Source organism: Sorangium sp. So ce176 (genome assembly GCF_051519835.1).
Classification (GTDB): domain Bacteria; phylum Myxococcota_A; class Polyangia; order Polyangiales; family Polyangiaceae; genus Sorangium; species Sorangium cellulosum_G.
In genome coordinates this window covers 11,677,492-11,691,240 of record NZ_CP150371.1, presented here as the reverse complement: position 1 = coordinate 11,691,240, position 13,749 = coordinate 11,677,492, and the positions used below count along the sequence as shown (strand labels likewise).

At 74.1% G+C, this 13,749-nt stretch carries 10 protein-coding genes; 1 reads left to right on the top strand and 9 read right to left on the bottom strand.

Annotated features, from left to right (window positions below; translation table 11 throughout):
* Window positions 1-198: 198 nt before the first annotated feature.
* On the top strand, window positions 199-1,713 hold the full coding sequence (locus WMF42_RS44140; RefSeq protein ID WP_061605535.1) for a Do family serine endopeptidase: 1,515 nt from the start codon (window positions 199-201) through the stop codon (window positions 1,711-1,713).
* A 43-nt stretch (window positions 1,714-1,756) separates the two neighbouring features.
* Here the strand turns inward: WMF42_RS44140 and WMF42_RS44135 are convergent, their stop codons facing one another.
* The 9 genes from WMF42_RS44135 to WMF42_RS44095 form a co-directional block, all read right to left on the bottom strand.
* Entirely contained in the window at window positions 1,757-2,683 is a 927-nt protein-coding gene (locus tag WMF42_RS44135; protein WP_061605536.1) for a phosphatase PAP2 family protein, read from the bottom strand.
* 57 nt (window positions 2,684-2,740) lie between these two features.
* Window positions 2,741-4,936, bottom strand: a complete 2,196-nt coding sequence (locus WMF42_RS44130; RefSeq protein WP_437689275.1) for a beta-propeller domain-containing protein — start codon at window positions 4,934-4,936, stop codon at window positions 2,741-2,743.
* Window positions 4,937-5,175: 239 nt separating this feature from the next.
* Entirely contained in the window at window positions 5,176-6,375 is a 1,200-nt protein-coding gene (locus WMF42_RS44125; protein WP_437689273.1) for a lanthionine synthetase C family protein, read from the bottom strand.
* A gap of 123 nt (window positions 6,376-6,498) precedes the next feature.
* Window positions 6,499-7,509, bottom strand: coding sequence for a UDP-glucuronic acid decarboxylase family protein (locus WMF42_RS44120; protein ID WP_437689271.1), 1,011 nt, complete (start codon window positions 7,507-7,509; stop codon window positions 6,499-6,501).
* Complete coding sequence (locus WMF42_RS44115; RefSeq protein ID WP_437689269.1) at window positions 7,502-8,653, bottom strand: CgeB family protein; 1,152 nt, start codon at window positions 8,651-8,653, stop codon at window positions 7,502-7,504. The genes WMF42_RS44120 and WMF42_RS44115 overlap by 8 nt, the downstream gene beginning before the upstream one ends.
* Complete coding sequence (locus WMF42_RS44110) at window positions 8,650-9,864, bottom strand: CgeB family protein (RefSeq protein ID WP_437689267.1); 1,215 nt, start codon at window positions 9,862-9,864, stop codon at window positions 8,650-8,652. Before WMF42_RS44110 ends, WMF42_RS44115 begins: the two co-directional genes overlap by 4 nt.
* Window positions 9,855-11,048 carry a glycosyltransferase family 4 protein gene (locus WMF42_RS44105; protein ID WP_437689259.1) on the bottom strand — a complete coding sequence of 398 codons (1,194 nt, stop codon included), beginning with the start codon at window positions 11,046-11,048 and terminating at the stop codon, window positions 9,855-9,857. The genes WMF42_RS44110 and WMF42_RS44105 overlap by 10 nt, the downstream gene beginning before the upstream one ends.
* Window positions 11,035-12,327, bottom strand: coding sequence for a TIGR04295 family B12-binding domain-containing radical SAM protein (locus WMF42_RS44100; protein WP_437689257.1), 1,293 nt, complete (start codon window positions 12,325-12,327; stop codon window positions 11,035-11,037). The genes WMF42_RS44105 and WMF42_RS44100 overlap by 14 nt, the downstream gene beginning before the upstream one ends.
* Window positions 12,324-13,421, bottom strand: coding sequence for an SDR family NAD(P)-dependent oxidoreductase (locus WMF42_RS44095; protein ID WP_437689255.1), 1,098 nt, complete (start codon window positions 13,419-13,421; stop codon window positions 12,324-12,326). The genes WMF42_RS44100 and WMF42_RS44095 overlap by 4 nt, the downstream gene beginning before the upstream one ends.
* Window positions 13,422-13,749 lie beyond the last annotated feature (328 nt).

Here is a 13,749-nt window from a genome sequence, read left to right as displayed (position 1 = left end):
ACGGCCTGTGACAGAACGCCTCGGGGCGAGGTGGGCTCGCGGTGATCCCTGTCGTCGCATGGAGAGAAGAGGCGGAGAGCGGCGACCGTGGGGCGAGGGGCGGACAACGCCGCTCCGGGGGCGCAGGCCGGCTCATCCGTGCTGTGGGGCGAGGGCGGGCGCGGCGCCCGGGGCACGGGACATGAATGGCGCGCGGGCATGCACGCACGCTGGGCTCTCCCTCTCGCCGTCATCGCCGCGCTTCCGCTCGGTTGCCTGGACCGGGGGGAGCCGCGCTCCCGGGCCGAGCAGATCGCCGAGGCCGCCCCGCCGCCCGCGCCGGGGCCGCTCGACGTGCCGCCCTCCGCCCGGGAGGCGGTGTCGCTCCAGACGGGCTTCGCGCCGATCGTGTCGCGCGTGAGCGCCGCTGTCGTGAACGTCTCCTCGGTGCGGTTCGTGCGGCCGCCGACGCCGGAGCGCATCCCGTTCTTCTCGGACCCGCTCTTCCGCGAGTTCTTTGGGCCGCGCCAGGAGGACGGGCGCGGCGGGGGTGACGGGCAGCCGCCGCCGGGCCCGCGCGTCCAGCGCGAGCAGAGCGTCGGCTCGGGCGTGATCGTGTCGCGCGAGGGCCACGTGATCACGAACGCGCACGTGGTGCAGGACGCCAGTCAGGTCCGCGTCGCGCTGCCAGGCAGGCCCGAGATGAAGGCGCAGGTCGTGGGCGTGGACGCGCGCACCGACGTCGCGGTGCTCAAGCTCGAGGGCGGCGAGTTCGCGTTCACCCCGTTCGGCGACTCGGACGCTGTGCGCGTCGGCGACTTCGCGCTCGCGATCGGCAACCCGTTCGGCATCGGCCAGACCGTCACCCAGGGGATCATCAGCGCGGTCGGCCGCGGCAACATGGGGATCGTCGACTACGAGGACTTCCTCCAGACCGACGCCGCCATCAACCCGGGCAACTCCGGCGGCGCGCTGATCAACATGGCGGGGGAGCTCATCGGCATCAACACGGCCATCCTCGCGCGCGGCGCGCAGGGCAACCAGGGGATCGGGTTCGCCGTGCCGTCGAAGCTCGCCCGCGCGGTGATGGAGCAGATCCTGGAGCACGGCCGCGTGATCCGCGGCGCGCTCGGCGTCGCGATCCAGGACGTCACGCCCGCGCTCGCCGAGGCGCTCGGGCTCCCGCCGGACACGCGCGGCGCGGTCGTCAGCGACGTGTCCGCGGGGAGCGCCGCCGAGAAGGCGGGGCTCCGGCGCGGCGACGTTGTCGTCGCGCTGCGCGGCGAGCACCTGACCGACGGCCGCGATCTGCGGATGCGGATCGCCGAGGCGAAGCCGGGCACCCAGGTCGAGCTGCGCGCGCTCCGCGACGGGCGGAGCGTGGAGCTCACCGCGACCCTCGACGAGCTGCCGGAGCCGAAGCCGGAGGAGCCCGTGCAGGCGCCGGCGTCGACGGGCGCGCTGGGGGTCGAGGTCGCCGCGCTCTCGGACGAGCTGCGGCGGCGGTTCGGGATCCCCGACGACGTGAAGGGCGCGCTCGTGGTGGGGCTCGGCCCCGGCAGCCCCGCGGCGAGGGCGGGGCTCGGCCCGGGGGACGTCCTCCTCGAGGTGAACCGCAAGCCGGTGGCGAGCCCGGAGCAGCTCAAGCAGGAGGTCGACGCGACAGGCGACCGGCCGGTGCTGCTGCTGGCGTGGCGGGACGGGCGGACGCGGTTCGTGCTCGTGGAGCGGTGAGGCCCGCGGCGCGGTGAGCCGCGGCGGCGGGCGCCGCGGCCGTTCATGTCGGGATCGGCTGGTTGGCCCTGCCCGGCCTGCGCCGCGCGACCTCGATCCCCGAGATGCAGACGGCCAGCCACATGCTCCCGGCCGCGAACCCCGCGAGCACGTCGCTCAGGTAGTGCACGCCGAGGTACATGCGGCTGAAGCCCATCGCCACGGTCCAGCTCATCGCGAGCGCGAGGAGGGCGAGGCGGACGCGGAGCGTCCGGACGAACAGGAGCCCGAGGTACGAGAGCATCCCGAAGGTAACGAACGTGCCCATCGAGTGCCCGCTCGGGAAGCTCCACCCGGCGGCGAGCGCGAGCGGATCGTCGAACGTCGGCCGCGGCCGCGCGAACAGGGCCTTGAGCGCGTGGTTGAGGAGCCCGCCCCCGGCGAGCGCGATCAGCCACCCCACCGCGAGGACGCGCTCCCGCCGCCACAGGAGCGCCGCGGCCACGACGATCGCGACGACGGTGAGCGCCCAGCCGCTGCCGAGGCGGGTGAAGGCGCGGAGCGCAGCCACGCCGGCGCTGCTCGTCGCGCCGTGGAGCGCGCGCGCGAGCGCGCTGTCGACCTGCACGATCGACGCGCCCCCGCTCACCGCGTCCGCGAGCGCGATGAACACGAGCGCGGCCATGCTGAGCGCGAGGCCGAGGGCGAGGTGGATGACGAGGTACTCGGCCGCGGAGAGCTCGCGGAGCACCCGCGCGACCGAGGGGAACGTCGTCGACAGCCGCCGCGTGATCGGGTGCTCGGCCGCCGCGCCGTAGGCCCGGACGGCCCGCCCCCACAGCGCGCGCGCGTGGCGATCGGAGAGGCGGGCGACAGCGACAAGCCCGAGGAGCACCCCGACCGTCCCGGCCAGGAGCAGCGCGAGCAGCAGGAAGGGCCGCGCGCCGACCGCCGCGGCGAGCTCTTCGGCGCTCATGTCCAGCGCGTCCATCGCGCAGCTCTAGCACGCGGCCCTGCCGATCCGACGCGCCCGCGCCGCCGAGCTCGCTCACGGGGCGAGCGGCACGACGGCCAGGGGCGACGCGAGGTCGCTGACGTGGGCGACGCGGATCTCGCCGGCCGACACGGAGTAGACGTAGTCCTCCAGGAAGACACTGCGCTTCACGTACGAGTTCGGCTGGGTCCACCAGCTCGAGCAGCCGGAATGGTACGGGTCGGAGCTCGCGTCGGGCAGCGGGTGGGCGAGGCCGCCGACCGAGGTGAAGCCCTCGGCGACATCGACCTTGTAGACGAGTAGCCCGCTGAACGTCATCGTGTCGCCGAAATTGCCGCCGCTCCCGCCCTCGCAGAGGACCATGGGGAGCCCGAGCAGCCCCCGCTGGGCGAAGTAGTTGAACGCGAGGTGGTTTGTCGCGGCGTCGCTCGTGGAGCCGCGCGTCCCGATCACCTCCCTGTGCGTGAGCTTCGGCTCATCGAGATCGGTCACGTCGAAGATCTGGAGCATGATGCCCTGGAAGAACGCGAAGTCCCCCTGGTCGGCGGCGTCGTAGCCGATGCTCAGGACGTGCCCCTCGTCGATCATGTGCATGTAGGTCGAGAACCCGGGGATCTTGAGCTCGCCGCGCACCTTCGGCGCCTCGGGCTCCGAGAAATCGAGCGTGAAGAGCGGGTCCGTCTTCTTGAAGGTCACCATGAACCCCACGTCGCCGTAGAAGCGCACGGACCGGATGTCCTCGCCCGGAGCGAGGTTGTCCACCATCCCCTTGACCACGAGCTCGCCGCCCTCGAGCTTCATCGAGGCGACGGTGTTGTGCGTGGCCGGATCGGGCAGGTGGCCGGTGGTTGTCGCGACGCGGAGATAGCCGTCGTGCTCGCTCAGGGCGAACTGGTTGAGCACGCGCCCCTTCACGGCGCCGCTCCCCATGTAGGCGCTCGGCAGCGCGCGATCGTTGAGGGCGAACTTGTGGACCGTCGTGGCGTCCGGCGTCGCCGCCCCGTCCTCGTAGAACCAGCCGTACGCGGCCCCGTACGCGTGCCGGCTCGCCACGTAGAGCGCCTCGGAGGTCGCGTAGACGGCGCCGGGCTTGCCGACGACCGTTGTCTGGCCGAGGGCTGCGCTGCCGAGCTCGGTCGAGACGATCGAGAGGAAGCTCTGGCCATCGCCGGTGTTCGACAGGTAGTAGTTCTCGCAGGCCGCGAACGGGTCGTCGCTCCGCGGGTGCGCCACGCCGTCGCGGTAGATCGTGTCCTCCACGGTGGGCAGAGCGAGGTCGAGCGGGGCCGCGTCGATGACGTCGAGGTTCTCCTGCAGGAGCGCGTCGAACGCGTCGTTCACGGCGTCAACGGCCCCCGGGGTGACCCCCGCCTCGGCCAGGGCGCAGACGTCGACGCCCTGAGGCCAGAACGAGAGTCCATCCACCGTGGGCTCCGGGGAGGCCACGACCGTGTGCACCGCGCTGCCGATGCGCCGGGCGTTGATGAACGAGCCGGAGAACTTCATCCTGCGCACGACGGTCGGGGCGGAGATGTCGCTGAGGTCGAGCTCGGTGACCACGAGGGGCGTGCCGTCTCCCGTGAACTCGCAGTCGTATCCGTACGTGCACTCGCCGTGGTACTCGGAGAAATCGCCGACGAACTCCGGGGTCAGCGACGAGTACACGAGGGCGCGCTCGTCGTGGACGAAGAGCTTCTTCGGCTCCCCCTCGATGGCGACCGACGCGACGAGGTGCGTGTCGGCGGCGGGCCACACGTCGAAGATCTGGAGTTTCCCGTGGGCGAGGAGGTAGACGTGCCCTCCGTCGTTCTTGATGAAGTCCGCCTCGTCGACGTCCGCTTCCTGCGTGTTCGTCGTCGAGTAGTCCTCGGCGGCCCCGCCGTCGTCCACAGCGCCCGCGCCCGGCGAGGTGGGGTAGCCTCCCGCGCCCGTGCTCGCGCCCACGCCTGAATCGTAGACCGGGTAGCACCCCTGCTCGAGCTGCCCCAGGGCGATCTCTCGATATCCCTCGAGCTCCTTGGTCATGTTCTGCTTCAGCCGCTCGCGGACAAGCGCCTCGACCTCATCGCAGCTCGCCGCGGGCGTGAGGGCGCTCTGCGCGACGGCCGTCTCCACGGGTTTCTCCGGCTCGTCGGGGGTGCCTTGTCCGCCCGGGATGACCGAGCCGCCCGGGGCGACCGAGCAGGCCGCGAAGCTGACGCCGAGCGCCAGCAGAGAAACAAGCGTACATGTCCTGGGGATCGAGCGCATGGCAAGCCTCCGTGACGGGTCCGTCGTCCAGTCGATGGCCGGCGGGCAAGCACGCGGCATGCCTCACGGTTTATTGAATTATTTCGTATATTTATCAGCGACCACGGCGGCACACGTCGGCACACGCATGCTCCCTGTGGCTCACCGGAAGGGAACGGTGCGCGCCGGTGGGCCCGGTGGAGCTCGGGCTGGGAACCGCACAATCGTTTATCAAGGCTGTGTTGACAGCCCTGACCCCATCACCACACGCTATCGATCCCCGGCATGCCGCGGCTGCGCCCGTCGAGGCAGTCGATCAGATAACACGCCAGCCCCGCGTCCCCCGTCCACAGGCTGTAGCGCCACTGACCGACCCGGTTGAACTCGGCCTCGGACTGCGCGAGAGCCCACATCGCGAACTCGCGGGCACGCTCGAGCCAGAAGGCGTCTCCGGTGCGCCGGTGCACCTCGAGCAGGGCGGCCCCGTTGCCGTCGGTGCCGTGGCACAGGGCCACCCCCTTCTCCAGCGGCCCGGCGGCCACGATCAACCGCGCGCCCCGGATCAACAGCGGCAGCGCCTCGGGCAGCGCCGCGTGGCGCAACGACGTGATGATCCCCGGCGCGCCGTGGCACCACTGCACCAGCGGCTTGGGCGGCCCTTCGAGCAGCGGGGGCCAGTTGGCCAGCTCGCCGTCGATCTCCGCCAGGCGGCCGAGGCCTTGCAGCGTCCGCGCGCGCAGCTCGGCCCGCTGCGCCGGGCTCAACAGGGCCTGTCCGCGCCAGAGCGAATAGAGGTTGCCGGCCCAGCCGTGGCCGGCGCCGACATGGCGGCTCCGGCGACCATACAGGTCCTGTTCCCAAACCCAGACGTCCCGGTCCTTGTCGTGATCCCAGCTCTCCCACAGCGCCGCCGCGCTGTCGCGGATCAGCTCGGCCCAGCGCTCGTCCCCCGTCGCCTCGTGCAGGAACAGCGCCGCGAGCATCGTCCCGGGCGCGCCCCACAGCGCCTCACGGGTCGGGTTCGCGCGGTTGGCGCGGATCATCTCGGCCAGGCGATCGGCCTTGCGCGCGTCGGGCCGGGCGAGACAGCAGAGCGCGAGCGGCGCGCTCTCGCCGAGGAACCACGACGGCACGCGCTCGCCGGTGTCGGGCCAGCGCGCATAGTCGTCCAGCACCTGCTCGAAGATGTCGGGCAGGCCCATCGGCAGCGCGCAGAAGCCCGCCGCCGCGGCGCGGGCGAGGGCGATCCAGACGCCGCACGCGCCGAGGTACAGGCTCTGGACCGGACCGGGCGGCTCCGGCGCGTCCTCGGCGTCGCGCGGATGCATCGGCCAGGGCTGGCCGGCCGCCCGGATCGCCAGCGCCGCCGCGGACCACCGCCCTAGCCAGGCTCGCACCCGCGCGGGGTCCCACGCCTCGGGCGGCAGCGCGACGTGCCGTGTCGGGAGGTAAAGGGTCATTCCAGGGGAGCCTCGAATCCGGGGAACTCCGCGAGATCCACGCGCATCGCGAGCCGCGCGGCGGCGATCGACGCCACATCGGACACGATGGCTCCTCCTGGTCAGCGGCGCCACTTCGGCCGCTCAGCTCGCCATCGCCGTCTCCCCTCGCCGCGACCCCTCCCCCGCCCCGGCGAGCGCCGCCCGGAAGCCCTGGATCGTCGCGTAGAGCCCCTGTCTCAGCGCGACGCGCGGCTCGAACCCCAGCGTCCGCCGGGCCAGATCGATCATCGGCCGCCGCTGCCGCGGGTCGTCCTCCGGCAGCGGCCTGAACACGATCCGGCTCGCGCTCCCGGTGAGCCGCACGATCTCCTGCGCCAGCTCGAGCACCGTCACCTCCACCGGGTTGCCAAGGTTCACCGGCCCCACCTCCACCGGATGCTCCATGAGCCGCAAACACCCCTCCACCAGGTCGTCGACGTAACAGAAGCTCCGCGTCTGCGACCCGCTCCCGTAGACAGTGAGATCTTCCCCCCGCAGCGCCTGGACGATGAAGTTGCTCACCGCGCGGCCGTCGTCGATCGCCATCCGCGGCCCGTACGTGTTGAAGATCCGCGCGATCCGCCCCGACGCGCGCCCCTGACGGTGGAAGTCCATCACCAGCGACTCCGCGCAGCGCTTGCCCTCGTCGTAACAGGCGCGCACGCCGACAGGGTTCACCCGCCCGAGGTAGGCCTCCGGCTGCGGGTGCACCTCGGGGTCGCCGTACACCTCGCTTGTCGACGCCTGCAGCATCCGCGCGCCGTGGCGCTCGGCGCACGAGAGCGCGTGCAGCGCGCCGAGCACGTTCGTCATCGTGGTGCGCACCGGATCGCCCTGGTAGCGCGCGGGGCTCGCCGGAGACGCCATGTTGTAGATCCGGTCGACCTCGTGATCGAAGGGCGCCGTCACGTCGTGCTCGACCAGCCAGAAGCGGCTGCTCCGCATCAGGTGCGCCACGTTGGCCGGCGAGCCCGTCGAGAAGTCGTCGAGCGCGATCACCTCGTGGCCGTCCGCGAGGAGCCGCTCGCACAGGTGCGAGCCGATGAAGCCGGCGCCCCCCGTCACCAGGATGCGCATGCTCCTCCCCAACGTCCTGCCGTTCGCGTCACCCATCGGAACACCTCCGTTGTCGCAATACCGCCCCTCGCTGACCGCCGAGGCCACCCCCGCCGCGGCGGCGGCTCCCCGCGTCGAGCACCTCGCGCGTGTAGCGCTCGAGCGCCTCGGCGCGGTGCGCCGCCGTGTGCTCGGCGAGGACGCGCCGGCGCGCGCGGCGGCCGACCGCGGCGCGCGCCCTGTCGGGCATGTCGCAGAGCAGCCGCAGCACGTCCTCGGTCGACCGCGCGATCAGGATCTCCTCGCCCGGATGGAAGAACGCGTCGATGCCGGGCCAGCCGTCGCTCACGACCGTCGCGCCGCACGCCGCCGCCTCGAACAGCCGGGCGCTCGGCGAGTGGCCGACGTCCGCCGCGTCCCGCGGCGTCACGTCGAGCGTGAACCGCTGCGCGCCGTGGAAGCCGCGGTGCGCGCCCGCCGGGATCCGCTCGAGCCGCGACACGTTCGCCGGGAGGTCGACGCCCGCCGGGTACAGCGCCCCGGCGACAGCGAAGCTCGACCGCGGCAGCAGGCGCGCCGGCCGGAGGAGCAGGCGCTCCAGCGCGCCGTGGCAATCGTCCCGGTAGTCCCCGAGGTGGCCGAGGTCCCAGACGCACGCCGTCGGCTCGGGGAAATGGAGCTCCGGGTCCACGCCGCAGTGGAGCGGGCGGGCCCTCACCGCGCCGTGGCGGCGCTCCAGCAGCTCGATCGCCGGGCCGCCCGTGGACGACAGGTAGAGATCGTAGCGGGAGACAAGCGCCGGCGTGATGTGCTCGTGCTGCCCTGTCGCGAGCTCGCGGACCGTGACCGGCGTGTCGAGGTCGTGGAACGCGGCGCGGCCGCCCGCCTCGCCCGTCACCCACGCTCCGATGGCCGCCCCCTCCGGGACGCGCGAGCCGACGATCACGAGATCCGCCCGCCGCACAGCCCCGGAGAAGCGGTCCTTCAGCTCCTCGAGGCTCGCGTAGCGCGCCACCTCGCCGCGCCGGCTCGCCGCGGGATCGCCGTCCGCAGGGGGCTCGTCGCGCTCCAGGAACAGCGCCGTGTGCCCGCGGTCGACAAGCGCCCGGAGCAGGCCGCTGTAGGTCGTCGCGCGCTCGTCGCCCCGCGGCGAGGTGATGGACGGCCCGAGGAAGACATAGCTGTAGCCGGACGCTGTCATGCGAGCGGGCTCCGGTGGTGCGCGGGGCGGCAGCGCCGGACGCCGGACGGCGGGCCGCTCCGCTCCAGGTCGTGCTCCTCGCCCTCGGTGAACCAGAGCGACGGCGACAGGAGGAGCTCGTCGACGAGGTCGAGCAGCGTGTCCACGCGGTGCGCGCACGTGTGGCGCGCGAGCACCGTCCGGCGCCCGTGCTCGGCGACGCCGCGCGCGAAGCCCGGGTCCGCGAGGAGCGCGCGCAGGTGCTCCGTCATCTCCGCGCCGGTGCGCGCGGCGAGGTAGTCGCGGCCGGGCGAGAGCAGGCGCTCGGCGTCGGCCCACGGCGCGCTCACGAGCGGGATCCCGCACGCGAGCGCCTCGAAGGGCCGCGTCGCGGGGGCGCCGGGGAGCGGCGCGGACCCCGGCCGCCGCGGGATGTGCGCCGTGACGCGGGCGCGCGCGAGGGCGTCGGGGACGAGGTGACCCGGCAGCGATCCGGCGACCTCGACGCCGGCGTCCGCGAGCGCCGCGCGCGCGCGCTCGGGATAGCCGGCCCCGTGCACGCGCGCGCGCAGCCCGAGCGCCCGCGCGGGCTCGATCAGGAACTCGCGCACCTCCTCGGCCCGCGCGCCGTCCTCCCAGTCGCCGATCCACACGAGATCGCGCTCCTTCTCGACCCCGGGCAGCGGCCGGAAGAGGCGCGCGTCGGCCGCCTCGTGCCACACAACGGCGCGCCGCGCGACGCCCCGGCTCAGGTACAGCTCGCAAAGGCTCTGTCCAGCGCCGAGCACGCAGTCGTACCCGGCGAGATCGCGCCGCACGACCGAGGCCGGATCGGCGAGCAGGCGGCGGTGCGCGCCGTGGAAGAAGAGGTGGTACCCCTCCGTGCGCGCGCGGTGCTCGCCGAGGCGCCGGACGAGCTCGGGGTCGCTCCGCGCGTCGACGAGCGCGACGTCGACGCCCTCGAGCGCGGCGTCGAGGTCCAGCGTGGAGAGCGCGTAGCGGCGCGGCAAGAGGCGCGGGTAGACGGCGGCCGCGTCGAGCAGCGCGGCGGGGGCGCAGGCGGCGCGGCCCCCGGCGCCCGAGGCGCCGCAGGGCTCGAGCGGGTCGAACGGCTCGAAGGCGAGGACGTCGTGGCCGCGCGCGTCGAGCTCCGCCGCGACGCCGCGGAGGAAGCGCGCGCTCCCCGCGTCCCTGTCGGAGAGCAGCGAGCGACAGAAGAGCGCTATTCGCATGGGGTCCCGCGGGGCGTGGGCGAGGGAGGAGGGCTGCCCCGCCGGGGCGCGGGCGGCCGGGCCGCGAGCGCGACGGCGTAGACGTCGAGGTAGCGGCGGGCCATGGCGCGCGGGCTGAAGCGCACAGCGCGCCGGCGGGCGAGCGCGCCGAGCGCGTCGCGGCGCGCGGCGTCCCGGATGAGCTGGTCGAGCGCGCCGGCGAGCGCGGCCGGGTCGTCCGCGGGGACGTAGACAGCGGCGTCGCGCCAGACCTCGCGCAGGCTGGGGAGGTCGCCGAGCACGAGCGCGCAGCCGGAGAGGCCGGCCTCGAGGACCGACATGCCGAACGGCTCGTACCGCGCGGGGAAGGCGTAGATCGCGGCGCGCCCCATCCACCACGCGAGCTCGCCCTCGCTCATCCACCCGAGCGAGCAGAGGCTCTCCCCGGTGCGGCGGCCGAGGCCGCCCGGCGCGACGTCGCTCCCGGCCACGAGCACAGGCCACGGGAGGCGGGGCGCTACCTTCTCGAGGGCGGCGAGGTTCTTGGCCTCGTCCCAGAGCCGGCCGGCCGCGAACACGAACGCCTCCTTCGCCGCCGGCGCGAACCGCCGCCTGTCGCGCGCGTGCGGGATGACGTGGCCGCGGCCGACGCCGAGCGCGCCGTACTCGCCCGAGAGCGCGCTCAGCATCGCCGCGCTCGGCGCGACGACGGCCTCGGCGGCGCGGAGCCCCTCCGCGACCCGCGCGCGGTACCGATCGTGGCGCACCGGCGGCGGGAGGCGGTGGACGGCGCGCCACCACGACAGCACGCACGCGTGCGCCACGACGACGCGCGGCGCCCGGAACGGCAGGGCCGCGTGGCAGTAGCCGTTCAGGTGGACGAGGTCCGGCCGCGTCCGCTCCTCGAGGTCGAGCAGCCATTCGCCCGCGGCCGCGACGTCGTCCCAGGGGTCGTCCATCCACTCGAGCCGGTAGGCGCCCTCGACGAGCTCGAGGCCCCGCACAGCGGCGGCCGCCGCGCGCGCCCCGTCCGACAGCGGCCCGCCCATCGTCGCGAGCACGGTGGCCACGCCGGCGCGCGAGAGCGCCCCGGCGAGCTCGATCGCGTAGGTCCACACGCCGCCGTGCGGGTCGGCTGTCATCAGCACGCGCCCGGGCCGCGGCGCGGCTGCCGCCGGCGTGGGGCCGCCGTCACCGCGCGCCATGCTCGAGCTCCGCGAGCGGCAGCGGCCGGCTGTCCTGGAGGTCGCCGAACCTCCGGTGCTCGGCGATGTAATGGGCGTGCGCCCGCTCCCAGGCGCCGTCGTCCGGCGCCCCCCACCGCTCGGCGTACGCGGGCGAGCCGGGGTACGGGAAGATCGGGACGGGCTCGTTGGCCCACACGCCGAGCCCGAGGAGCCGCTGCCGCCACGCCTCGACGGCGTCCGCGTCGTCGGCGCTCGACGGGAGCAGGTTGGCCTGCACGAACGGCACGCTCCTGCGCGCGTGGACGAGCAGCGCGGTGAGCTCCTCGGCCGACGCGCTGCGCCGCCTCGGGGGCGCGTCGCCCTCCTCCCGCGACGGGCTCTCGACGCCTGCCTCGATCGAGACGCAGCCCGCGCGGCCGAGCAGATCGAGCATCTCGCGCGACCAGCTGTCGATCCGGAGCTGGACGCCGAACACGACGTCGCGCGCGCGGAGCGCCTCGAGGAGGTCCCGGTCGGGCAGGAAGCGCTCGTCGACGAAGTAGACGTACCGGACGCCCTGGGCGAGGAGGCCGTCGAGCTCGTCGATCACCGCCTCGATCGGGCGCCTCCGGATCCAGTCGTGGAGCGGCTCCTTGCCGCGCGGGGCGCCGCGCTGGGGGCAGCCGCGCGAGGCCTCCAGCTCGGCGCCCGGCCCCTCGGGCACGGCGTCGAAGCGGTGGTGGTGGTGCAGGTGCCGCGCGATCGCGGCGCCTTCCCACCGCAAGGCCGGCAGCGCCCTCAGGTTGGCGACGTGGGGGCCGCCCTGCACGTGATCGATGCCCTTCCTGCGGTAGGCGATCGACGGGATCTGCCAGAAGCGCGACTCCGTCGCGCCCGCGAGGAGGACGAGGATCTCCTCGCACTCGCCGAGGATCACGACGTCGACGCCGAGCTTGCGGAGGGCCGCGCGCGGGGTCGACGAGCCGTGGGGCCCGACGGCGACGAGGAGGCCCCCGTGGCCGCGCAGCGCGGCGGCGGTCGCCATGGGCACGCGCAGCTCCGGCGGCGGGCAGCGCCAGACGAGGTAGCTCGGGGCCGTGGCGATCGCGGTCATGTCCGGGCGGAACGCGGCGACCTCGGCGCGCAGCGCGACGATGTCGATCCCGCGCGCGTGGGCGTCGAGGAGGGCGGCCTCGTGCCCCGCGCGCTCGAGCAGCGCCCTGGCGTACCCGAGCTCGAGCGGCAGGTGCGGCTCGCGGCAGCCGAGGTAGATGCTGCCCTGGAAGCTCCAGGGCGGGTTGACGAGCGCGACCTTCATGAGGCCATCCCGATCCGGCCGTGCCGGCCGAGGCGGGCGGACAGGGGGGCGTCCGGGTAGGCGGCCTCGAGGCGCTCCTCCACGCCGAGGCGCCATTGATAGAGCGCGCGCAGCCCCTCGCGGACGGCGACGCGCGGCGCCCAGCCGGTGAGCGCCTGGAAGGCGCGGCAGTCGGAGACGTAGTACCGCGGATCGCCGGGCCGCCACCCGGCGAGCGAGACGGCCGGGCGGGGCCCGTCGAGCTCGGCGAGGAGGTCGAGCAGCTCGACGAGGCTCACCGCCCTCGCCGGCCCGCCGCCGACGTTGAAGGCGCGGCCGGACGCGGGCTTGATGTCGCGCCGCGCGAGCAGGAGGGCGTCGACGAGGTCCTCGACGAACAGCGCATCGCGGACCTGGAGCCCGTCGCCGTGGACGGTGATCGGGTCGCGGCGGATGGCGCGCGCGACGAAGTGGGCGATCCACCCCTGGTCCTCGCTCCCGAACTGCCGGGGGCCGTAGGTGCAGCTCACCCGCAGCACCGCGGCGTCGAGGCCGAAGGTGCGCGCGTAATCGATGACGTACTGGTCCGCGGCGCCCTTGGAGCACCCGTGAGGGGTCCGGAGATCGATCGGCCGCTCCTCGGAGATGCCGTGTTCGCGCGCGCGCTCGCAGCGGGGCTGATACCGCGCGTCGCCCCGCTCGAGCGCGAGGTCGGCGAGCGCGCCGTAGACCTTGCTGGTGGAGGCGAAGAGGAGCGGCGGGGGCCGGCCCATCTTCCGGAGCGCCTCGAGCACGTTGAGCGTGCCGCGCGCGTTCACCTCGAAATCGAGCGCCGGGTCCGAGACGCTCCGCGCGGCGGCGGCCTGCGCGGCGAGGTGGAAGACGAACGAGGCGCGCCGCACGGCGTCGCTCACGGCCTGCTCGTCCCGGATATCGCACTGCATGATCGTCACGCCGCCGCCGTGGCGCTCCTTGAGGAGCGCGACGTTCCGCTCGACGAACGCGCGCGCGAGGTTGTCGAAGACGACCACCGGCTCTCCCTGGCGGAGGAGCCGGTCGGCGAGGTGAGAGCCGATGAAGCCGGCTCCCCCCGTGATCAGGACATGGTCAGGCATCACTTGCTCCGTTCCGGTCTGGACGAGCAGCCGTCGGCGAGAGAGCGCACCTCGGGAGCGGGCGGCGCAGGGCGGCGCGTCAGGCAGAGCGTCTGCCCGTCGCGCGGTGTCCCCCCCGACCCGCGCCGCGCTGCGCGGGGGTCCCTGAGGAGACACCGATTAACATGCGACCTGGAGACCCGCAAACCGATCAGAGGCGCTTTGTCTCATGCGCTGTGTCGAGCCGGGAGCGCTCCCTGGACCGCGTACGGCGCCGCCGGATGGTGTCGTGAACTCGATGTGTCGCAAAGCGATCTCGACGCGAGATCCGGTGTTCGGAGGCGCGATG

Coding starts and splice junctions, on each gene's coding strand:
- WMF42_RS44140 (WP_061605535.1), top strand. CDS start 199: ATGCACGCACGCTGGGCTCTCCCTCTCGCCGTCATCGCCGCGCTTCCG.
- WMF42_RS44135 (WP_061605536.1), bottom strand. CDS start 2,683: ATGGACGCGCTGGACATGAGCGCCGAAGAGCTCGCCGCGGCGGTCGGC.
- WMF42_RS44130 (WP_437689275.1), bottom strand. CDS start 4,936: ATGCGCTCGATCCCCAGGACATGTACGCTTGTTTCTCTGCTGGCGCTC.
- WMF42_RS44125 (WP_437689273.1), bottom strand. CDS start 6,375: ATGACCCTTTACCTCCCGACACGGCACGTCGCGCTGCCGCCCGAGGCG.
- WMF42_RS44120 (WP_437689271.1), bottom strand. CDS start 7,509: ATGGGTGACGCGAACGGCAGGACGTTGGGGAGGAGCATGCGCATCCTG.
- WMF42_RS44115 (WP_437689269.1), bottom strand. CDS start 8,653: ATGACAGCGTCCGGCTACAGCTATGTCTTCCTCGGGCCGTCCATCACC.
- WMF42_RS44110 (WP_437689267.1), bottom strand. CDS start 9,864: ATGCGAATAGCGCTCTTCTGTCGCTCGCTGCTCTCCGACAGGGACGCG.
- WMF42_RS44105 (WP_437689259.1), bottom strand. CDS start 11,048: ATGGCGCGCGGTGACGGCGGCCCCACGCCGGCGGCAGCCGCGCCGCGG.
- WMF42_RS44100 (WP_437689257.1), bottom strand. CDS start 12,327: ATGAAGGTCGCGCTCGTCAACCCGCCCTGGAGCTTCCAGGGCAGCATC.
- WMF42_RS44095 (WP_437689255.1), bottom strand. CDS start 13,421: ATGCCTGACCATGTCCTGATCACGGGGGGAGCCGGCTTCATCGGCTCT.